The sequence below is a fragment of the Nocardia aurantiaca genome, from assembly GCF_009708175.1.
Taxonomy (GTDB): domain Bacteria; phylum Actinomycetota; class Actinomycetes; order Mycobacteriales; family Mycobacteriaceae; genus Nocardia; species Nocardia aurantiaca.
In genome coordinates this window covers 362,710-382,704 of the sequence record NZ_WMBB01000004.1, presented here as the reverse complement: position 1 = coordinate 382,704, position 19,995 = coordinate 362,710, and the positions used below count along the sequence as shown (strand labels likewise).

The following is a 19,995-nucleotide window of genomic DNA, read 5'->3' as shown; positions in this document are numbered from 1 at the left end:
GGTGCTGACGGGTCGCAGTCCCGGTCAACGGGATCGGGGAATCGCTCAGCAAGATGGAGCGCTGAGTGGTGCCCGGTCGAGCGGGCACCGTCGAGGTATGACAGTGCGGAATTCGGTCACCCCGCGGGCGGCCGGCGAGGTGAGTCATTACGACATCGAGACCGATGTCCTGGTGGTCGGCTACGGTGCGGCGGGCGCATCGGCGGCTTTCGAGGCGGCCCACGCGGGCGCCCGGGTGCTGGTGCTGGAGCGGTGCGGCGGTGCGGGCGGCGCGTCGGCCATGTCGGGCGGCGAGATCTACCTGGGCGGCGGCACACCGATCCAGGTGGCCTGCGGCTTCGATGACACCCCCGAGGCCATGGCGGCGTTCCTGAAGGCGGCGCTGGGCGCGGGCGCGGACGCGGCCAAGATCGATGAGTACAGCGCGGGCAGCGTCGAGCACTTCCACTGGCTGGTCGACCGTGGCGTGCCGTTCAAGCCGAGCATGTGGGACGTGCCCACCTGGGTGCCGCCCACCGACGACGGGCTGATGTGGCTGGGCGAGAATAGCTGGCCTTTCACCGAATTGGCGCATCCCGCCCCGCGCGGACACCGGCCCACCGCCAATGATTTCGGCGGCAAACTGCTGATGGAGTGCCTGTCATCCGCGGCCGAATCCGCCGGTGCCGGCGCGCTGTTCGACACTCAGGTCAGCACGCTGATCGCCGATGAGGGCGGTTCCGTGGTGGGAGCCGTTGCGCGCCAATACGGCAAGGAGATCACTTTCCGCGTCCATCGCGGAATCGTGCTCACCACGGGCGGTTTCGTCGACAACGACGACATGCTCGCCGCCCACGCGCCGCAGCTGCTCGGCCACACCAAGGTCAGCGCGGGTACCGACGACGGGTCCGGCATCCGCATGGCCCAGTCGCTCGGCGCGGCCGTGCGCCACATGTCCGCTGGTCAGGTCGGTATGTCCCTCATCCCCGGTTTGGCCGCGCGCGGCATGGTGGTCAATGCCCTGGGCCGCCGCTTCGTCAATGAGGACACCTATCCCGGCCGCATCGGCCAGCATGCGCTCTACCGCCAGAACATGGGCGGCAGCTGGGCGGGAGACGACACCGCGGTCTGGGTGATCGTCGACGAGGAGGGCTTCGAGGAGGTTCCCGAACCCCAGCGCTGGGGCGTGCGCCCCACCCATGTCGCCGAAACCCCCGCCGAACTGGAAGAACTCACCGGCCTCCCCGCGGGCTCGCTGACGGCCACCATCACCCGGTACAACGAATTCGCCTGCCGGGGAACCGATCTCGACCATCACAAGTCAGCGCGCTGGCTGCGCGCACTGACCCCGCCGTTGGCAGCGGTCGACGTGAGAGCGGGCGTCCGCCCGCCTTCGGAAGCCGGTGACCGCCGCGGCACCGGCGCCTCGGTGTTCACCCTCGGCGGCCTCCACACCGACCTCGACGGCCACGTCCTCGACCTCGACGGTCGCCCGATTCCCGGCCTCTACGCCGCCGGTCGAGCCGCCAACGGCCTGCACGGCTTCGGCTACATCTCCGGCACCTCCCTCGGCGACAGCACCTTCTTCGGCCGCCGTGCCGGCACCGCGGCCGCCCGCCGCGCGTAGTCCCTTCTGGCATCCACGCGTTGTCGATGCGATGGCAGGTGACATGAAGCCGCTTCGTAACGAGGTGTCGGCCGTGGCGGCCCGCGCCGCCGGACCGGCGCGAGCGGTATAACCGCGGCCGCGTCCGGCGAGTTGTGCTGGGCGATGCCCGTTTTGCGGCTGTAACAGGTTCTAGACTCGCTCGCTATGGAAATTCACACGCGGCAGCTGCGGTATTTCGTGGCGGTGGCGGAGGAGCTCAGCTTCACCCGCGCCGCGCAGCGGTTGCATGTGGCGCAGCAGGGTTTGAGCGCGCAGATCCGGCAGTTGGAGAAGGCCCTGGATCTGGTGCTGTTCACGCGGACCACCCGCAGTGTCGAGCTCACCGCGGCGGGGGCGGCCCTGCTGGAGGGTGTCCGAAGCGCCTTGACCACACTGGAAGCGGCGGTCGAGCAGGCGCGGGTGGCACAGCGGCGGGAATCGGATCGGCTGGTGCTCGGGTATCTGGAGGGCGCGGCGCTCACGCTCACCGAACCGATCCTCGCCGCCTTCCGCGCGCAACATCCCGGGGTGACGGTCGACATGCGGCAGTTCACCTACGAGGAGCCCGCCGCCGGACTGGAGAACGGGACCGTCGACGTGGCCTTCGTGCGACTCCCGTTCCGCGCGGATGGAATCCGCTTCGAGCCCCTGTTCGCCGAGCCGCTGGTGGCACTCGTGCCCAGCGCGCACCGGCTGGCGGAACTGCCCGAGGTGCGGGTGCGGGATCTGCTGGACGAGCCGCTGCTCGGCGCGGCCACCACCGATCCGGTATGGAATGCCTTCTGGGAGTTGCACGATCACCGCGACGGGCGACCCGCCCCGGTGGTGTCCCGCTCGAGTTCGCTGCTCGAGGAGCTGCACAAGGTCGCGGTGGGTGTCGGCGTCGTGCTGACGGTGGCGTCGGCGCGGTGGATGCCCTTTCCTCGGGTCCGCTTGCTGCCGGTCGCCGACGCCCCGCACAACGAGGTGACGGTCGGCTGGCGCGTCGATCACGAGACGCCGCTGGTCAGGTCGTTCGTGGATATCGCGCGCCGTGTTCGCGACGCCAACCCCGAATTGGTCGCGGGCCTGGAACAACCCGACCTCGACGACTGCACCCTGCCGCTGCACCTGTGATTGACAACCCGGGCTTGTCAATCGCTGGGAAATAGCTGTTTCACACCGCTTCCCCTGCGTCTTAATGTTTTCCGCGTGGGCGGTCATCGTGGGGATTGCGACGCCCACAGGCGAACCGACCGAGGTTCGCGACTGCCTCAATTACCCGGTGAGGCGATCTCGGAGAGTCGACACCCCCGGGCAACGGACTGAGCCCCCGTTGTCCGGGCGGTGTCGGCGCCCGCACCCCGCGCGTGTCGTTTGCCGTTCGGCCGCAGTCGGGCGACCAGACTCGGGGCATGAGGGCGGAAGATCAGCGCGGCGACGAGCGCGATGAGGCGGCCGGGCGCGCCGAGGTAACCGAGTCCAGCCAGGGAGCGGAGTCCAGCAACGCGGCCGAGCGCAGCCAGGCGGCCGAGTCCAGTCAGGCGGCCGAGCCCAGCAAGGCGGCCGAGTCGAGCAAGGCGGCCGAAAAGCCCGGCCGGGCAGTCGAACCCAGCCACACAGTCGAACCCAGCCGGACATGCGAGCCGAGCCAGGGAGTCGACGGTGACGAGGCGGCTGGACAGGGCGCGGGCGCCGAACCGGAAACGCCGCTGATGTCGCGCGTATGGGCCGTCGCGGACCGTGCGGAACGGGCCGTCAATCCGAGCTATCCGGGACTGGTGGTGGCCTGGATCTTCTTCCTGTGGGCGGTCTCGCCGTCACTGCTGCCGCGCACCTGGTTGTTCGAGGGACTGGTCTGCGGGATCAGCGCCGCCATCGGATACGGCGTGGGCTGCGTGCTGGAGTGGGCCTTCAAGAAGTGGGTTCGCCCGCGGCTGCCGGAATCGGCCGAGGGCCTGGCCAAAATGTGGCATCCGGGCGAGACGACGCGGGCGGTCAGCAAGGCTGTGATCGTGGTCGGGACCCTCGTGGGCGCGGCGCTGATTCTGGCGCGGTCGGCGCGCTGGCAGCGCGATCTCCAAGTGCTCATGGGGATGACGCCCACGACCACCTCGAGCTACCTGCGCGCCGAACTGGTGGCGGCGGCCACCCTGGTGCTGGTGATCATCGCGTATCGCCTGGTTCGCTGGCTGATCCGGCTGCTGGTGCGCCTGCTGAACATCGACTGGCGGATTCCGCGGAACCTCGCCTATCCGGGCGCGGTGATCGTCGTGGCGGTGGTGGCAGTGCTGCTGTTCCAGGGCGTGCTGGCGAAAGCCTTCTTCTCCGTGGCGAATTCCGCTTTCAGCCTCCGTAACGGGCAGACCTCTCCGAGCGCGATTCAGCCGCGACTGCCCGAAAGGTCCGGCAGCCCACAGTCTCTCGCCGCGTGGGACACCCTGGGCTCCGAGGGCCGCTGGTTCGTCTCCAGCGCGCCGACCGCCGACCGCATCGCGCAGGTGACGGGAAGACCTGCGCGCGAACCGATTCGGGTCTACGCGGGTCTGGACTCGGCGCCGACCCCGGAGGACATCGCCGATCTCGTGGTGAGGGAACTGGATCGCACCCATGCCTTCGAACGCAAGGTCCTGGTCGTGGTCACCACCACCGGCACCGGCTGGGTGGACTCCACGACCGCCTCGTCCATCGAGTACATGTACGGCGGCGACAGCGCCATCGCCGCCACGCAGTACTCCTACCTGCCCAGCGTCATCTCGTTCCTGTCCGACCGCCAGAAGGCCACCGACTCCGGGAAGCTGGTGATCCACGCGGTCCACGAACGCTGGGCGCAGCTGCCGCCGGGTCAGCGGCCGAAACTGCTGGTCTACGGGGAGAGTCTCGGGTCGCAGGGCTCCGAGGGCGCCTTCACCGGGCTCGACGACATCCGGACCCTCGTCGACGGCGTGCTGTGGGTCGGCCCGCCCAACTCGAACCGCATCTGGAGTCAGCTCGAGCAGCGCCGCGATCCCGGGACGCCGGAGATCCTGCCCATCTACGCCGACGGTCTGATCGTCCGATTCGCCGCCACCGCACCGGATCTGGGCCGACCGGCCCGCCCGTGGTTCAACCCGCGCATCGTCTACCTGCAGCACGCCTCCGATCCGATCGTCTGGTGGTCGCCGGATCTGCTGTTCGCCCAACCGGATTGGCTCAGGGAGCCGCGCGGTGCGGACGTCTCCAAGTCCATTCGCTGGTGGCCGATCGTCACCTTCTGGCAGATCAGCGCGGACCTGGCCAATGCCCAGGGCGTTCCGTCCGGCCACGGCCATCGCTACGGCGATCTGGTGCTGGACGGCTGGGTCGCCGTCGCCCAGCCGCAGGACTGGAACCCCGACCTCGACCGCGCAATCCGCAAGGCCCTCGACGAGGACATCACCTGGGAGTACGCCCACAAATAGGCGCTTCCCCGAGCGTTTGCCGGGCCCCTGCCACGGCAGGGGCCCGGGCAGTCCGGCCTCCGGCCGGAACAGTGGTTCCGATCATCGGGACTATTTCGGTTCGAAACACCGCGCTGGCCATAGCTTCGAGGGCAGGAAATTCTGGCACGAGGAGGAACGCCCGCATGACTAACAAGGTGCTCGATCGGGTTCGGGATCTGCTGCCCGCCATCACTGACCGCGCGGTTCAGGCCGAAGAACAGCGCCGGGTGCCAGAGGCCAGCATTGCCGAGCTCACCGAGGCCGGTGTCTTCAGGATGCTGCAGCCGGCCCGTTTCGGCGGCGCGGAGGCCTCTCCGGTCGAGTTCTACGAGGTCATCCGGGCCATCGCCACCAAGTGCCCGTCCACCGCGTGGGTGAGCTCGGTGCTGGGCGCCCACCCGTGGCAGCTGGCGCTGTTCGACGACCGCGCGCAGCGAGACGTGTGGGCCGAGAACCCGGACACCCTGGTCTCCTCCTCCTACGCGCCGACCGGCAAGCTGACACCGGTCGAGGGTGGCTACGAGATCACCGGCCGCTGGTCGTTCTCCTCGGGCTGCGACCACGCCCGGTGGGTGTTCCTGGGAGCGCTGGTCCCATCCGAGAAGGGCATGGATTACTACACCGTCCTGGTGCCGCGCACCGACTACCGCATCGAGGACGTGTGGAACGTGTCCGGCCTGTCCGGAACCGGCTCCAATGACATCGTCATCGAGAAGGCGTTCGTGCCCGCCTACCGCACCTACTCGGCCGCCGACCAGGCCAACCTGGTGGGCCCGGGCCAGGCGGTGAACACCGCTGCGCTGTACAAGGTCTCGTTCGGCAGCGTCTTCTCCAACACCATCACCGCCCCCATCATCGGTGCGGCCCAGGGCGCGTACGAGGCGCACATCGAGCGCCAGCGCGAGCGCGTGCGGCTGTCGTACGGCGGCCAGAAGGTGTCCGAGGATCCCTTCGCCCACGTCCGGATCGCCCGTGCCGCTTCGGAAATCGACGCCGCCATCCTCCAGATGGAGCGCAACATGAACGAGCAGCTGCGTTACGCCGAGGCGGGCGAGGAGATTCCGTTCGAGTCCCGCCTGCGTGCTCGCCGCGATCAGGTGCGCGGCACCGAGCGCGCCTTGGAGGCCATCGACCTGTTGTTCGAGAACTCCGGCGGCCACTCCATCCGCAAACCCAATGTGATCGAGCGCAACTGGCGCGACGCGCACGCCGGCAGCGTGCACGCCATCAATGACATCGAGCGCGCGCTGGCCATGTTCGGCAAGGGCGCCATGGGCCTCGAGGTCACGGATCGGATGCTCTGATGACCCTGACCGCGGAGAACACCACCCGGCGGGTGACGGTCGCCGGCCACGAGCTCCGCTATCACGAGGCGGGCGAGGGCCCGGCGCTGGTGCTGCTGCACGGCTCCGGCGCGGGCGTGTCCGGCTGGGCCAACTTCGGTGACAATCTGCCGGTGCTGGCCCAGCACTTCCGCTGCCTGATCCTGGATCAGCCGGGCTTCGGTGAGAGTGGTCGCCCCGAGGTGTACGAGCGCAACTACCTGCGCATCGCCGCCGACGCGGTGATCGGGCTGCTCGACGAGCTGGGCATCGAGAAGGCGCACGTGCTCGGCAATTCCATGGGCGGCACGGTCGCGACCCTGCTCGCGCTCGAGCATCCGGGCCGGGTCGACCGGGTGGTGCTCATGGCGCCCGGCGGCATCGGAGTGAACGTGCTCGGACCCGAACCGTCCGAGGGCATTACGCGGCTCATGGAGTTCAACGCCAACCCCACCGACGAGAACGCCATGGGCTTCCTGCGCGCCATGGTCTACAACCGGGCCACACTCACCGAGGAAGTGGTGGCCGAGCGCCTGCGGGCCGCGGCCGATCCCAGGGCACAGGCCGCCCTGCGCGACGCCTATGCCACTTTCTACAACCCCGAGCTCGCCGAACCGGTCCCGCTGTGGGCGCGGTTGAGGGGCATCACGCAGGAGGTGCTCATCCTGTGGGGCCGCGATGACCGGGTCACGCCGGTGGAGGGCTCGCTCTTCGCCGCCCGGCAGCTGCCGAACGCGGACCTGCGTACTTTCGCCCGCTGCGGTCACTGGGTCATGGTGGAGCGCAGAGACGCCTTCGAGCGAACCGTGATCGACTTCCTGAACAACGGTCTGTAGCAAGCGCTTTCCCGCGATATACGGCTGAGATTTCCCACCCGGAAACCCGTTATCCAAGTATTCGGCCGACGCTAGAGTCCGAGGATGACGTGGACAGCCCCGGAAGTCACCCGTTCGTCCCAGCTGCTGGTCGGTGACGAGCGCGCCGTGCTCCACTCCCTGCTCACCCGCGGGCGTGAGATCCTGCTCTGGAAGTGCCAGGGTCTCACCGGCGCCCAGCTCGCGGCCCGCAGTGTCGAACCGTCCGCCATGTCCCTGCTCGGTCTGATCCGGCACATGACCGAGGTCGAGCGCGGCTGGTTCCGCAAGCGGGCCGCGGGGGAGCAGATCGGCTACGCCTACTGCGACGACACCAACCCCGACGGTGACTTCGACGACACGGTTCCCGAACAGGCCGAGGCCGACTACACCCGGTTCCTCGAGGAAATCGCCGTGTGCGACAAGGCCATAGCCGATCTTCCCCTCGACCACACCGTCACTCATCCCCGGACCGGCGCCGACCTCTCGCTGCGCTGGATCTATCTGCACATGATCGAGGAGTACGGCCGCCACGACGGCCACGCCGACCTGCTCCGCGAACGCCTCGACGGGGCCACGGGCTACCAGTAGCGCGGGTGTGCCCCGGGAAACTGGCTGTGCCGTCGCGTATTCGGCCGCAATCGGAGGAATGGACGTCGATGATCTTCTCCGGCGCAAAACTGACTCGGCGTTTCGGGACCTTCGGCTTCGCGGCGACGGCCGCATCGAGCACGGCGAGTTCGAATCCTCGCCGATGGGCTGGGCGCGGAGTTCGGCCACCGACCCGGCCATTCACGACCATTACTTCGACCACGATCCGGACGGTGTCGGCAGGTGGCTGCTCGGAGCCCTGGCGCACTGACGTCACGGGGAGCTCGCCGTCGCCGACGTACCGTCAGCCGGAGGCGCGGGCCGCGTTCCTGCCCGCGGTGAAGAAGGCCAGCAGCGCGTCGGGCTCACCGAGTTCGGCGAGCGTGCGGGCCGCGCCGAACGACTGGTTCCAGAAGTCGCCCGAGCGCGGTTGCCAGGGGCCGACATAGGCGTAGGGCTCGGCGATGAGACCGTCCCCCGGTGAGATGCCGTAGTTGACCTCGTCCACATCGATGCCGAGATCGAAATGCTCGGGCCAGAGCACGGGCGTGCGGTCGGGTGCGAGGGCGCGCAGCGCGGCGTCGCCGAGTTCGTAAGCGCGAGTGAGGGTTCGGGACTGGGCGGCATCGATCCAGAGTTCGGCGTGCGGGTCGAAACCCGTGACGTCGGCGTAGACGCCGCCCGGCATTCCGGGTTCGAGACCCGCCGCGGCGGCCAGATCCGCGATGGTCGCCCCGTGCAGTCTCCCCACGGGCGCGTCGTCGAGCAGCAGCAGATCCTCGCGCACGGCCAGATTCGGTTCCCGCACCGTGGCGAAGCCACCCGGTGCGGCGCGTAGCCGAATCGTCTTGCTGTGCCGGTATTCCGGTCCGGCCAGCAACTGTTCGGCGACCGCGTGCAGGCTCTCGCGGGTCCGGCGGTAGGCGTCGCTTGTCGTCATGCGGTATCGAGTCCTCTGTGCGAGTGGCGGTTACCGATCCGGCGTGGAAGTCATGGTGCGGCGGACGGATTTACAGATTGTGTTCATGGGCCCAGGCTGCCAGCTGGGTTCGGGAGGTCAGGCCCAATTTGGTGAGGATGTGCTCGACGTGGGTTTCGGCGGTGCGGACCGAGATCACCAGGTCCGCGGCAATGCGTTTATTGCTGTGCCCGGCGGCGACGAGACGGGCCACGTCCTTTTGACGGCGGGTCAGGACATTGGTCTCGGAGAGGGTCGCGGTCCCCGCGCGCGGGGACCGCTCGCGGGCGGGTGTCGGGGTGACGGGTTCCGGCTCGGCGGCGGCGCGACCGAGGGCGTAGTCGATGGCCTCCTCCAGCGGCAGGCTCGCCCCCGCGCCGAACGCGGTGCGGAAAGCCTCCTCGCCCAGGGCATCTCGCACCTTGAGCCGTTCCTTCTCGCCGACGGTGGCGGTGATCGTGTGGGCCAGGCGAATCGTGCTGCGCTGCAGGGATTCCGCCGCGCCCAGCAGGCGGGCGGCCCGTTCGTAGTCGCCGCCCGCGGAGACGGTCCAGGCCAGGCCCTCGAAGGCCGACGACAGCCAGATACAGCGCTCGAACAGGGCCAGCTGTTCGATGGCGCGGCCATGGAATTCGGCGGCGGCCTCGAGCTCCCCGCGCCGCCAGTGGTCGATGCCGACCGTCCACAGCGCCAGCCCGCCGAGCAGGTGCGAGCCGCTGTCGTTGGTGAGTTCCAGGAACCGTTCCGCCAGTTCGGTGCGCCCGGGGGCCTCCAGCGCCATGGCGGCCATGAACGAGAAAGCGTGCGAGTCCATTTCGATGGCGTGCTGGCCGTGCGTGGCCGCCAGTTCGATGGCGCTGCGGCCCAGCTCCAGTGAGCGCTTCCGGTCGCTGGAGGCGAAGGCCAACAGCGACCGATCCAGCGCCACCTCGGCCATGATGTCGGTGTCGCCCAGGGCGGCAGCCAATTCCATGCACTCGGTCACCAGCCGCGCCGCGGACTCCTGGTCGCCCAGCAGCGCCGCCAGCGACGCGGCCGAGGACAGCGCCTTGGCTCGCTCGGCGGTGCGCTCCGGATTGCGGGCCAGCGAATCGGTGAGCCAGCGGTAGCCCTCGGACAGGAAGCGGTTGTGCTCCCAGAACGGCCGCAGCACGGTCACGGTGGACATGGTGCGCAAGGGTTCGTCCTCGAGGCCGGACCGCAGGGCGGCACGGAGATTCGCGTGCTCGCGGCTCAACTCCCGGAACCATTCCACGTCCTCGGCGGTCCAGTACGCGGTCTGCCCGCGCATGGCCAGCTGCCGATAGTGCTCGCGGTGCCGGGCCCGAACCTGCTGTGCCGTACCGCGTTCGGCGAGCCGGTCGGCGGCGAACTGGCGGATGGGTTCGAGCATCGAGTACCGGGCGACATCCCCGTCGAAGCGCAGCATCACCACCGACTTGTCGACCAGTCCGGTCAGCGGCTCCATCAGTGAGGCCGGCCCGAGTTCGCACACCGCCTCCGCGGCGTCGATGTCGAAACCGCCGGCGAACACCGAAAGTTGTTCCCACAGTGCCTGTTCCGTCGCGGTGCACAGGTCGTAGCTCCAGCGGATCGCGCCCTCGATGGTCTGCTGCCGCTGCGGCGCGGTGCGCGGCCCGGCGCTGAGCAGTTCGATGGTGTCGTCGAGGCGGTCCAGGATCTGTTCCGGCGTGAACATGCGCAGTCGCAGCGCGGCCAGCTCCAGCGCCAGTGGCATGCCCTCGAGGCGGCGGCAGATCTCGGCCAGCACCGCCCGGTTGCCGGATGTGGCCTGAAAGCCGGGATTGGCGGCGCTGGCGCGCTCGATGAACAGCTGGAGCGCGTCGCCATCCTCTCCGGCGGTGGTGTCGGGCACGGTCAGCGGCGGTACCGGCATGACCTGTTCGCCCTGAATGCCGAGTACTTCCCGGCTGGTCGCCAGCACCCGCACATCCGGTGTGCTGGCGATGATCCGGCCGACCAGTGCGGCGCACGCCTCGATCAGATGCTCGCAGTTGTCCAGAACGAGCAGCAGCCGCTTGTCGGCGAGGAATTCGGTGAGCCGGGGCAGGGGCGCGGTGGATTCGTCGCGCAGATTCAGCGTCTCGGCGACACTCAGTGTGACCAGCGCGGGATCCTGCAGGTCGGCCAGCTCGACCAGCCACACGCCGTCGGGGAATGCCCGCGACACCAGGTGCCCGATCTGCCGTGAGAGTCGGGTCTTCCCCATGCCGCCGGGGCCCAGCAGAGTCAGCACCCGGGTGGTGGGCAGCAGTCGTTTGGCGGTTGCCAGCTCGTCGCGGCGGCCGACGAAGCTGGTCACCTCTTCGGGGAGGTTTCCATTGACACGCCGCGCCATGGCGTCCAACCTATGTGATTTGCCGCATTCTGTGCCAGCAACCTCACATAAACGCAGCTCCGCACCGGTCGGGGTGTGGCCGGCGATACACTCGCCGAGTGCCGAGCAGAACGCGCCGTGCGCGCCTCGCGGACGTCCACGAGCTGGCGAGCGGCATGCCGTACGTGACCATCGAGCACGGGTCCGCGGGCAACCCGGTCTATCAGGTCGGCCGCAAGTCCTTCGTGTACTTCCGGACTCCGCGCCCGGATGCCGCCGATCCGGACACAGGGGAGCGATACGGCGACGTCATCATCTTCTGGGTGCCGTCGGAGGACGACAAACTGGCCCTGACCCAGGACCCCGATTCGCCGTTCTTCACGACTCCGCACTTCCGCGGTCATCTCTCGGTTCTGGTGCGCGGCAGTCGAATCCCCGAGCTGAGCCTCCAAGAGCTCACCGAGGTGATCCAGGATGCCTGGCTCTCGCGCGCCTCGGCGACCCGCGCCCGACGATGGCTGGCCGAAAACGGGCCGGGGGCAAAGAGATCCGGCTGATCAGGCCGGGGAGGGCGCCTGGGCCAGCGCATCGCGCAGGGCATCGACGATGAGCGTGCGTGCCGCGCTGCCCTCCGGCGTCGGCGTCAGCGGATAGACGTGAACCAGTTCGGCGGCCTCGTGATAGTCGACCTCGACGCCTGCGGCCCGGGCCTTCTCGACCATGATCCGGATATCGGGCATCAGGATGTCGCGGGTGCCGCAGAAGACGGTGAGCGGGCCGAGGCCGGTGTAGTCGGCGAACAGCGGGCTGACGCGCGGGTCGGTGATCGGCAGCGGGCCACGCCAGCACTCGCCCAGTACCAGACCGCCGTCACGCCCGAGCCACGGATCCTCGGGCTGGACGGTCGGGATCTCGGGATTGCTGAGCGACAGGTCCAGCGCGGGGGAAATCAGCACCGTCCGCGGCATTGCCGGCTGCTCCTCGTCGCGGAGCAGGACCGCGGTGGACAGGGCGATCTGTCCGCCCGCGGAGTCTCCGGCGAGGCAGACCACACCGTATTCGGCCCGATTGGCTCGTACGAGTGCCGCGAACCTGGGGATCACCTGGTCGGCGGTGCCGTAGGGGATGAGTGGGTAGATGGGCAGCGTGACCGTCGTCCCCGCGTCGGCGGCGATATCGGCGGCCAGTTGCCAGTGCTGCCGAGCGACCTCATTGACCCAGCCACCGCCGTGGCAGTACACGACATTGCCGCGGGTCCGGCCGGACCGGGGCGTGAGGGTGTAGATCGGCCAGCCGTCCTCGCGACGCACATCGATCGTCACATCCGAGCGCAGCAGCCGCGGCGGACCGTAGGCCTGAGGCCGCAGGCTGCGCTCGCGAATGTGCTCGCGCGCGCCCTTGGCGCTGATGAAGGGTCGGTTGGCGCGGGTGACCCGCAGGAACGCGGGCACCGCCCGACTGAGCAAGCTGGGCATCACGCCTCCCGTGCAGTTGTCCGGCGGCCTCGACCATACCGAACCGAACCCCATCTCAATTGTGTTCGATGACCGCGCCGATCAGGAATTCGGAGATGGCGGCGGCGACGGCGTCGGGTTGATCGAGCATCGACAGGACATACGCGTCGTCGATCTCCACCAGGCGGGCCTTGGGAATCAGTTCGGCCAGGCGGCGGCCGTGCTCGCGCGGCATCACCTTGCCCGCCGAGGACCAGAGAATCAAAGCCTCGCCCGGGAAGTTCTGGAGCGCTTCGGTATTCGCGGTGAACTCGCGTTTGGAACGGCGGGAATTGGCGTAGGCGAGCAGGTCCCGCCGAATCCGTTTATCCCGCAGGCCGGGCTCGGTCCAGCCGCGAACGAGGTCATCATCGATCGGTTTGCGCGCCATCCAGCCGAAGATCAACGGGTTGGAGCGCAGCCAGGAGACGCGTAATTGCCTGAGCGCCAGGGCGACTCCGCCCGGGAGCGCGCAGGCCAGGATGGCGGTCTTGCCGGGCAGACCGGGCGGGAAGTTGCCGAAGGCCTCGCAGGGCAGCACGATCAGGCGAGCGACGCGTTCGTCGAGGCCGTAGGCGGTGAGGAAGAGCCCGCCGCCCCAGTCGCTGTGAACCAGGGTGACGTCGTGCAGGTCGAGAGCTTCCAGGAAATCGGCGATGAGCTGATTCATCCCCCGCATGGTCAGGTCGGTGCCCTCGCGCAGTGGTTCCGGATGTGACCCGAGGGGCAGATCCGGCAGGACGTACCGGAAACCTTCGGGCAGCTTGCCGATCACCTCGTCCCACACCGTGTGATTCATCAGCAGTCCGTGTAACAGCACCACGGCGGGTCCTTCACCCCTCTCGGCATAGTGGACTCGCCCCGCGCTCAGCTCGACAGTCGGCATGGCGTCTCCTCTCTAGAGTGAACGCTCTAGCGCGTTTGCTCTAGTCTGTATCCGTGAGCGAGAAACTGTCAACCACCACCCGTGATCGCCTGGTCACCGCCGTCGCCGAGCTCATGCGCGTCGAGGGCTACAGCGCGATCACCGTCAAACAGATCACCTCGGCCTCGGGCGCCCCGATGGGCTCGCTCTACCACCACTTCCCGGCCGGGAAATCGGCGATCGCGGCCGAGGCCCTCCGGGTCTCCGGCGCCGCCTACATCCAATTGCTTCCGCTTCTGCTGGATGCCCACGACGACCTCCGTGAGGCGGTGCCGGCGGCGTTCGTCGCCGCGGCCGAGACGATCGAGCGGAGCGGCTGGATGAACATGTGCCCGGTCGGGACGGTGGCGGGCGAGGTGGCCGACAGCGAGCCTGACATTCGCGAGGTTGCCGCGGAAGTCATGAAATCCTGGATCGATGAGGGCACAGGCTATTTCGTTCGCCGTGGTCTGGGTGAAGCCGATGCTCGAGAATTGGTGATCGCGATTCTCTGTGCATTGGAAGGGGCTTTCATTCTCAGTCGGACCTTGCGATCGACGGAACCGTTGCTGGCTGCCGGAAAAGCGATGGGAAGTCGAGTGTCGGAAATTATGAAAAGACAAGGGATACTGGATATTTCGAGTTCATAACTCGGATTGCGGCAGTAGAATTGGTGTATGGGTTCGAAGGGGAAACATACGATACGTGCGTATCGCCGAAGTGGCGGCCGCGGTGACGGCCCTGTCCGAATCGATCCGGCATGGGAACCTGACCCCGTTTTTTGACGGGGCGGTCGTGGATTTGATGCAGCGCCTCGAGATCTGCAAAAGGCAACTGTCCGCGCTGGATTCGCGTCCGGTCATCGAGCCTCGAAGCGGTCGCTGCCGCAGGCGAGCGGGGCAGGGGATCTGGTGCCGTTTCTGTGTCAGACGTTGGGGGTGTCGCGGTATGACGCGTCGGTGCGGGTGACGATCACTCGCCCGTGCGGAAAGTTCTGTGGGTCTTGCCCCCGAGGGGCTTGACCTGAACAATGGTTCAGGTTGAAGAGTGGGTTCATGCCGACCGAGACCGCTCTCAGTGCCCATTCCTTCGACGCCACCACCCCCGACACGCTCGCGCAGTCCCTTTCGAACGCGGTCATCGTGGGAATCGGCGAGTCGACTCGCTTCGCTCACGAGACCTTCGCCGTACGTGACGGCGTGTTCCGGAAACTGGTCGAGCACCACGGCTTCCGGACGCTCGCTGTCCAGGACAGCGCTGACGTCGCCGAGACGCTCGATGTCTATGTCCGGGACGGCAAGGGCACGGCGGACTCGGCGCTCGATCTGGCCTGGCGTCCATGGCGTACAGCGGAAATGGTTGCGGCGCTGAATTGGATCCGTCAATTCAACCAGTCCCATCCCGGCGATCAGGTTCGCATCATCGGCGTCAAACCCGCGCAGGCCAAGCCGGAGGATTATGATGCCGTCCTCGACGCGGTCCGGGCCCAAGCTTCCGATCGCCTGGCCGAACTCGTTACTCACCTGGAGCCCATCCGGACGGCCCACGTTCTCGACGAGCATGTCCAGCGCGCCCGCGGCGTTCATCCGGGCCGCCTCTTCCTGGACCACGCCCGGGATGCGTCGGCACTACTGGCGTCGATTCCCGGGGTCAGCGAAACCATCCGTGCCCGAATGGCGTTGATCGAGGACTTCCATCGGCACAGCGTCGCGGGCCGGGGCAGCTTCGCGGGCGAGGCGGAGCTCTGGGCGTCGTCGATCATCGGCCACTACCAGCGCACCGGGCTGCGAACCGTGTACTGGGACGGCATTTCGCACGTCTCTGCCGGCGATGCCGCCATCGGTCCGGCGCAGGGCCAGGGCGCCAAGGCGAGTGTGGGCAGTGTGCTCCGCGAGCACTTCGGCCGTGAGTACGCCTCGGTGGCCATCGGCTTTCACCACGGCAATGTGGGTGTCGCCGAGATCCGGGCCCCGGCACCGGATTTCCTGGATGCGCAGCTGGGCGCCCTGGGCCTCCCGAAGCTCTGGCTGGACCTGCGCACCGATCCGATCGCGGGTCCCGCCAAGATGCGGGTGATCAGCGGTGTCTACGACCCGCGCCGAGATGCCGACGAGCACTTGGCGGTTCGCGATCTGGCCGAGGCCTTCGACCTCCTCGTCCATATTCGCGAGGTGACACCGGTCCAATGGCTGCCCTGACCGGTGCGGTCATTCGATCCGCGCGGTCGATGGTCGAGCTGGAACTCGGTGGCGGAGTTGTCCAGTGCGCCACAACGGCCCGGAGGCGAATCGCCCCCGGGCCGTTGCTCATTCGGTGTCAGTCCCCGCATCGGACCGACAGTGCACGTTTGGACCGTCAGTGCGCGGTGCCGCCGGTCGCCGGTGTGCGGCCGTGCTTCATGATGAGCGCCCCCAGCAGCGCTATCGCCGCCGAGATGGCCACGAAGTAGAAGCTGATCTCGTAGCCCTTGTCGGCGTAGAGGAGCGGAATCTCCTTGGTGACCGCCGGTTGGCCCGTCACCGACACCACGGCCTTGACCGGATTCGCGGTCAGGAACGCCGTGGCCACCGCGAGACCGATTCCGGCGCCCATGGCCTGCGCGACGCCCAGCATGCCCGCACTGATGCCCTGCTGTTGCGCCGGAACGCCTTCCACCATCAGGTTCGGCGTGGACGCGTAGTACAACGCGAAGGCGATGCCGTACACCGCGCTGATCAGCGCCTGCGTCTGCCAGCCGTGCGAGAGCGCCGCATAGGCCAGGCCGCTGCCGACGAAGATGACCAGTGCCGTCACTAGCGGCCGGCGCGCGCCCGAGCGGCGGATCCACAGGCCGCCGAGGAAACCGAAGACCATGGCGATCAAGGACTGTGCGAGGGTCACATGGGTGGCGAACTTCAGCAGCGAGAAGTTGTCGCCGTAGCTGTAGCCGGGATCCAGATCCACCTTGACCATGTCCGGCGGCAGCTGCGAGTACACCAGGTCCGGCGGCACCTTCACCGCGCCCGGCGGCAGTTCCACACCCGGCGGCAGCTGGGCCTTGGCCTGGGCTTCGGCCTGCGCCTGTGCCTGGGCCAGCGCCCCGGCCTTCACCTGATCCCAGGTGGCGTCCTCGACCTGCGAGACCACCTGCGAAGCCGGCGGGGACTGGGTCATGTAGCCGGTCGCGTAGGACTGGTAGCCGATCATGAACGAGGCCAGCAGACCGATGAACAGCACCACGCTCACCCGGGGGTTGAACAGCAGCTTCATGTCCATGATCGGTTGCTTGGCGCGCATTTCCACAATGGGGAACAGCCCGAGCAGCATCAGGCCGCCGATCAGCCACGCGAGTGTGGAGGGCTTGGTCCAGCCCCAGTCCTGGCCCTTGTCCAGGTACAGCAGGGTGAGAGTGGCGCCCGCGCCGAGCAGGACCGCGCCGATGACGTCCAGGCGCTGCGGGGTGCGCAGCTTGGACTCCGGCACCACGATGACCAGCAGCGGAATCATGATCAGCGTGAAGACGAACAGGAACCAGAACAGTCCGCGCCAGCTGTAGTGATCGGTGATGTAGCCGCCGATCAGCGGACCGGCGAGGGCGGACACGCCCAGACCCGTGGAGGCGATGCCGAGACCGACGGGAACCAGCCTGCGCGGCATCAGGTCTCGGATCAGGCCGTAGGACACCATGGTGGTCGCGATGGCCGTCGCCTCCAGCGCGCGGCCCACGAGGAAGACCGCCCAGTTGCTGGTGACGGCGCACATGGCCGTGCCGATCAGGAACAGCACACCGCAGACCAGGAACATCTTCTTCTTGCCCCAGATGTCGCTGAGCTTGCCGATCAGCGGGGACACGGCGGCCCCGAAGATGCCGAAGACGATGATGGCCCAGTTGATGTTCGCGCCCTGGCCGGGGAAGGTGGGCGCGATCTGTCGCAGTGCCGACGCGACCATGACGTACTGCATCGGGGAAACCTCGGTGAACAGCACGATGATGGCGAGGACCGACCAGATCCTCAGGGGCGATGCGCCGTCGAGGCGACCGGATTCGTCAGGCGCGGCGTCCGACGGCGCCGCGGTGTCGACGGAGGTGGCTGCATTCTCTAAGGACATGTGGCGTCCTCCAGGGTGGGTAGTAACACGATGGTGTGAACCGTGTCACGGCCACTGGGCGCCGACTATGAGCAAGTCCGTTCAGTGGGAATCGCTGGAATTTCGCTTCTTCGGAGGTTTCCGGCGGCTACGCTGTCTCGCCAATTTGTCCAAATCCACCAGCAGGTCCTCGGCGAATTCCTTCTCCGCCTCGTAATGCTTGACGCACCAACGCAATACCGCGCTCGGATACGCCCAATCCGGATTCACATCCGCGCCCTCGGCGTCGGCCTCCGCGCGGCGGCGCATGGTTTCGGTGTATTCGATGTGCTGGGTGAGGATTTCGCGCATGCGCTCGGGTTCGGCGAGATGTCCCAGCCAGGCCCGAAGCATCACGCTGTGCTTGAGCACCGGGGCCTCGACGGGGGAGTGATTGACCCAGTTCGACGCCGCCTCGCGCCCGCTCTCGGTAATGGAGTACATGCGTTTGCCGCGCATGCCGTCCTCGGACACCACCGTCCGAGAGGTCGCGTAGCCGTGCTTTTCCAAACGCTTGAGCTCGGCGTAGATCTGGCTGAACGACGGACTCCAATAGAAGAACTGCAGACTCCAGTCGGCCCATTTCTTCAGGTCGTATCCGGACAGTTCCTCGGCATGCGAGAGCATTCCGAGAACCGCCCACGCCGTTGTGGGCAGTTCCGGAATCGCCTGCGCCTCTTCGGCAGGCACGCCATCGGTCATGATCGAACTGTATCGCCCCCGCATGCGCCGACTCCGCTCAACGCCAGTGGGCGCGACGCGGGAACAGGGTGCGGCCGGCCTCGTGCGCGACCTCGAGCACGACGCGGGCCAGCCGGTCGTAGCTCATGCCGTCGGCGCGGCCGGACAGCGACAGTGCGGCCGGCGCGGTGCCGCGGCCCCGCAGTGGGGCTGCGACACAGGCGATTCCGGCAATGGCCTCTTCGCGGTCGATGGCAACGCCCTGGCGCATGCGGATCTGCTGCAGCTCCCGGGCCAGCGCCTCGGGCTCGCAGATGGTGCGCGGGGTCAGCCGCGGCAGCCGGGTGCGCAGCGCGGCATCGGCGATGTTCGGCTCCAGGCAGGCGAGCATCGCCTTGCCGAGCGCGGTAGCGTGCGCGGGCATCCGGCCACCCAGGCGGGTGGGCAGGCTGGCGGCGAAGCGACCACCGGCCTTGTCCAGGTAGACCACATCCCGACCGTCGAGGACCGCCAGATGGCCGACCATGCCGGTGCGCTGACTCAGCTCATGCAGCAGCGGTGACACGGCATCGCGAATCTCGTTGTGGTCGGCGGTGAGTCCACCGAGTTCCAGCGCGCGCATGCCGAGTCGGTAGCCGCCCGAGGTGTGGGCCAGCCAGCGCAGCTTGATCATCTGGTCGAGGATCCGGTGCACGGTGGACCGCGGCAGCCCGGTGCGCTCGACCAGGCCGAGCAATGTGAGGGTGGGGGTGGATGCGTCGAATGCGTCCAGGATCAAGGTCATTCGCTCGATCATCGAGACGGGCACCTCGGTGCTGCCGCGAGAATCCTTGGCGCGCACGGAGCTGTGCGGGTGTCGTGTCTCCGCCGGGGGCAGCATGGTGACGGACAAATGTACCTCCGTTGGTTCATATCCAGTCTAGGACTATTCCGATTAGGCATGTACCTAGATTGGAGCTTGTGCTCCCCATCACAGTGCCCTGTGCCACAACCTGCGGAATCGGGAGAACTACGTAAAACCTACGCATTCGTGTCCCGATGACCGAACCACGCAGTTGACGCCTCCTGCTCACGACCTGCTGTCATGACTGCCAGCTATATTTCGGATCGAAATAAGGAGGCGCCGTGGATCCGGTCCTGGACCGTGTTCATCTGCCGCAGGGGCAGGCTCCGGCCATCGACGCGACGGCTTTCAAGACCGTCCTCGGGCGATTCTGCTCGGGAGTCACCGTGATCACCGCCCTTGCCGAGGGCGAGCCTGTCGGATTCGCGTGCCAGTCGTTCGCATCGCTGTCCATCGCCCCGCCGCTGGTGAGCTTCTTCCCGGCGCGGACCTCGAGCACCTGGCCCAGAATCCGTGCGGCAGGCCGGTTCTGCGTGAACATCCTGGCCGACGATCAGGCCGAAGTCTGCCGTCAGCTCGGACGACCGGGGGTCGACAAGTTCGCCGGGGTGAAGTGGACCGCGTCGGAGAACGGCTCACCATTGCTCACCGGAGCCATGGCCTCCATCGACTGCGAGCTGCACGACGAAGTCGACGGTGGTGACCACACCATTGTCATCGGCCGTGTGACCTGCTTGAACGAGCATTCCGAAGCGAAGCCGCTGCTGTTCTACCGCGCCGCTTTCGGTCGTCTCGAACACCAGTAGCCACCTCCCGGCCAGTGAGACTGCGCTCTC

The 19,995-nt window shown here is 67.7% G+C and carries 18 protein-coding genes; 11 read left to right on the top strand and 7 right to left on the bottom strand.

The genetic code is table 11. The annotated features are described in order from the left end of the window. Window positions 1-97: 97 nt before the first annotated feature. The 7 genes from GLP40_RS10525 (at window position 98) to GLP40_RS33215 (ending at window position 8,105) form a co-directional block, all read left to right on the top strand. Complete coding sequence (locus GLP40_RS10525) at window positions 98-1,606, top strand: FAD-dependent oxidoreductase (RefSeq protein ID WP_154787628.1); 1,509 nt, start codon at window positions 98-100, stop codon at window positions 1,604-1,606. 186 nt (window positions 1,607-1,792) lie between these two features. Beyond that, complete coding sequence (locus GLP40_RS10520) at window positions 1,793-2,743, top strand: LysR family transcriptional regulator (protein ID WP_154787627.1); 951 nt, start codon at window positions 1,793-1,795, stop codon at window positions 2,741-2,743. A 278-nt stretch (window positions 2,744-3,021) separates the two neighbouring features. Further along, window positions 3,022-5,046 (top strand): alpha/beta-hydrolase family protein, encoded by a 2,025-nt coding sequence (locus GLP40_RS10515; protein WP_230329423.1) that lies wholly within the window; start codon window positions 3,022-3,024, stop codon window positions 5,044-5,046. 164 nt (window positions 5,047-5,210) lie between these two features. Beyond that, complete coding sequence (hsaA, locus tag GLP40_RS10510; RefSeq protein ID WP_154787626.1) at window positions 5,211-6,371, top strand: 3-hydroxy-9,10-secoandrosta-1,3,5(10)-triene-9,17-dione monooxygenase oxygenase subunit; 1,161 nt, start codon at window positions 5,211-5,213, stop codon at window positions 6,369-6,371. Next, a complete protein-coding gene (locus GLP40_RS10505) occupies window positions 6,371-7,225 on the top strand; it encodes an alpha/beta fold hydrolase (RefSeq protein ID WP_154787625.1) in 855 nt (284 codons plus the stop codon). The genes hsaA and GLP40_RS10505 overlap by 1 nt, the downstream gene beginning before the upstream one ends. A gap of 84 nt (window positions 7,226-7,309) precedes the next feature. Next, complete coding sequence (locus GLP40_RS10500) at window positions 7,310-7,834, top strand: DinB family protein (protein WP_154787624.1); 525 nt, start codon at window positions 7,310-7,312, stop codon at window positions 7,832-7,834. A gap of 58 nt (window positions 7,835-7,892) precedes the next feature. Beyond that, the gene (locus GLP40_RS33215) at window positions 7,893-8,105 is read left to right on the top strand and encodes a hypothetical protein (RefSeq protein ID WP_196054606.1); all 213 of its coding nucleotides are present in this window, start codon (window positions 7,893-7,895) and stop codon (window positions 8,103-8,105) included. A gap of 33 nt (window positions 8,106-8,138) precedes the next feature. On the opposite strand, the gene GLP40_RS10495 is transcribed toward GLP40_RS33215, so the two are convergent. Together GLP40_RS10495 and GLP40_RS10490 are read right to left on the bottom strand one after the other, a co-directional pair. Continuing rightward, a complete protein-coding gene (locus GLP40_RS10495; RefSeq protein WP_154787623.1) occupies window positions 8,139-8,774 on the bottom strand; it encodes a hypothetical protein in 636 nt (211 codons plus the stop codon). A gap of 70 nt (window positions 8,775-8,844) precedes the next feature. After that, window positions 8,845-11,151 (bottom strand): ATP-binding protein, encoded by a 2,307-nt coding sequence (locus GLP40_RS10490; RefSeq protein ID WP_154787622.1) that lies wholly within the window; start codon window positions 11,149-11,151, stop codon window positions 8,845-8,847. Window positions 11,152-11,306: 155 nt separating this feature from the next. Here GLP40_RS10490 and GLP40_RS10485 point away from each other — a divergent pair, with 155 nt between their 5' ends. Beyond that, on the top strand, window positions 11,307-11,687 hold the full coding sequence (locus tag GLP40_RS10485; protein WP_154787811.1) for an MmcQ/YjbR family DNA-binding protein: 381 nt from the start codon (window positions 11,307-11,309) through the stop codon (window positions 11,685-11,687). Here GLP40_RS10485 and GLP40_RS10480 read toward each other — a convergent pair whose 3' ends face one another. Both GLP40_RS10480 and GLP40_RS10475 read right to left on the bottom strand, forming a co-directional pair. Then, the gene (locus GLP40_RS10480; RefSeq protein ID WP_154787621.1) at window positions 11,688-12,605 is read right to left on the bottom strand and encodes an alpha/beta hydrolase fold domain-containing protein; all 918 of its coding nucleotides are present in this window, start codon (window positions 12,603-12,605) and stop codon (window positions 11,688-11,690) included. Window positions 12,606-12,660: 55 nt separating this feature from the next. Then, window positions 12,661-13,509, bottom strand: coding sequence for an alpha/beta fold hydrolase (locus GLP40_RS10475; protein WP_154787620.1), 849 nt, complete (start codon window positions 13,507-13,509; stop codon window positions 12,661-12,663). 53 nt (window positions 13,510-13,562) lie between these two features. Here GLP40_RS10475 and GLP40_RS10470 point away from each other — a divergent pair, with 53 nt between their 5' ends. Further along, on the top strand, window positions 13,563-14,177 hold the full coding sequence (locus GLP40_RS10470) for a TetR/AcrR family transcriptional regulator (RefSeq protein ID WP_328289968.1): 615 nt from the start codon (window positions 13,563-13,565) through the stop codon (window positions 14,175-14,177). A gap of 405 nt (window positions 14,178-14,582) precedes the next feature. Next, a complete protein-coding gene (locus GLP40_RS10465; protein WP_154787619.1) occupies window positions 14,583-15,725 on the top strand; it encodes an erythromycin esterase family protein in 1,143 nt (380 codons plus the stop codon). A 157-nt stretch (window positions 15,726-15,882) separates the two neighbouring features. Here the strand turns inward: GLP40_RS10465 and GLP40_RS10460 are convergent, their stop codons facing one another. The 3 genes from GLP40_RS10460 to GLP40_RS10450 all read right to left on the bottom strand — a co-directional run bounded on the left by GLP40_RS10460 (window position 15,883) and on the right by GLP40_RS10450 (window position 19,207). Next, window positions 15,883-17,616, bottom strand: a complete 1,734-nt coding sequence (locus GLP40_RS10460; RefSeq protein ID WP_154787618.1) for an MFS transporter — start codon at window positions 17,614-17,616, stop codon at window positions 15,883-15,885. Between the two features lie 81 nt (window positions 17,617-17,697). Beyond that, window positions 17,698-18,336 carry a PadR family transcriptional regulator gene (locus tag GLP40_RS10455; protein WP_154787617.1) on the bottom strand — a complete coding sequence of 213 codons (639 nt, stop codon included), beginning with the start codon at window positions 18,334-18,336 and terminating at the stop codon, window positions 17,698-17,700. A 37-nt stretch (window positions 18,337-18,373) separates the two neighbouring features. Then, on the bottom strand, window positions 18,374-19,207 hold the full coding sequence (locus tag GLP40_RS10450) for an IclR family transcriptional regulator (RefSeq protein WP_328289967.1): 834 nt from the start codon (window positions 19,205-19,207) through the stop codon (window positions 18,374-18,376). A gap of 233 nt (window positions 19,208-19,440) precedes the next feature. Between GLP40_RS10450 and GLP40_RS10445 the strand changes: the two genes are divergently transcribed. Beyond that, window positions 19,441-19,965 carry a flavin reductase family protein gene (locus GLP40_RS10445; RefSeq protein WP_328289966.1) on the top strand — a complete coding sequence of 175 codons (525 nt, stop codon included), beginning with the start codon at window positions 19,441-19,443 and terminating at the stop codon, window positions 19,963-19,965. Window positions 19,966-19,995 lie beyond the last annotated feature (30 nt).

Bases quoted from the DNA above. Each gene is read 5' to 3' on its own strand.
- GLP40_RS10480 (WP_154787621.1), bottom strand. From the start codon at position 12,605: ATGCCCAGCTTGCTCAGTCGGGCGGTGCCCGCGTTCCTGCGGGTCACC.
- GLP40_RS10460 (WP_154787618.1), bottom strand. From the start codon at position 17,616: ATGTCCTTAGAGAATGCAGCCACCTCCGTCGACACCGCGGCGCCGTCG.
- GLP40_RS10455 (WP_154787617.1), bottom strand. From the start codon at position 18,336: ATGACCGATGGCGTGCCTGCCGAAGAGGCGCAGGCGATTCCGGAACTG.
- GLP40_RS10505 (WP_154787625.1), top strand. From the start codon at position 6,371: ATGACCCTGACCGCGGAGAACACCACCCGGCGGGTGACGGTCGCCGGC.
- GLP40_RS10485 (WP_154787811.1), top strand. From the start codon at position 11,307: ATGCCGTACGTGACCATCGAGCACGGGTCCGCGGGCAACCCGGTCTAT.
- GLP40_RS10515 (WP_230329423.1), top strand. From the start codon at position 3,022: ATGAGGGCGGAAGATCAGCGCGGCGACGAGCGCGATGAGGCGGCCGGG.
- GLP40_RS10500 (WP_154787624.1), top strand. From the start codon at position 7,310: ATGACGTGGACAGCCCCGGAAGTCACCCGTTCGTCCCAGCTGCTGGTC.
- GLP40_RS10520 (WP_154787627.1), top strand. From the start codon at position 1,793: ATGGAAATTCACACGCGGCAGCTGCGGTATTTCGTGGCGGTGGCGGAG.
- GLP40_RS10490 (WP_154787622.1), bottom strand. From the start codon at position 11,151: ATGGCGCGGCGTGTCAATGGAAACCTCCCCGAAGAGGTGACCAGCTTC.
- GLP40_RS10475 (WP_154787620.1), bottom strand. From the start codon at position 13,509: ATGCCGACTGTCGAGCTGAGCGCGGGGCGAGTCCACTATGCCGAGAGG.
- hsaA (WP_154787626.1), top strand. From the start codon at position 5,211: ATGACTAACAAGGTGCTCGATCGGGTTCGGGATCTGCTGCCCGCCATC.
- GLP40_RS10525 (WP_154787628.1), top strand. From the start codon at position 98: ATGACAGTGCGGAATTCGGTCACCCCGCGGGCGGCCGGCGAGGTGAGT.
- GLP40_RS33215 (WP_196054606.1), top strand. From the start codon at position 7,893: ATGGACGTCGATGATCTTCTCCGGCGCAAAACTGACTCGGCGTTTCGG.
- GLP40_RS10465 (WP_154787619.1), top strand. From the start codon at position 14,583: ATGCCGACCGAGACCGCTCTCAGTGCCCATTCCTTCGACGCCACCACC.
- GLP40_RS10495 (WP_154787623.1), bottom strand. From the start codon at position 8,774: ATGACGACAAGCGACGCCTACCGCCGGACCCGCGAGAGCCTGCACGCG.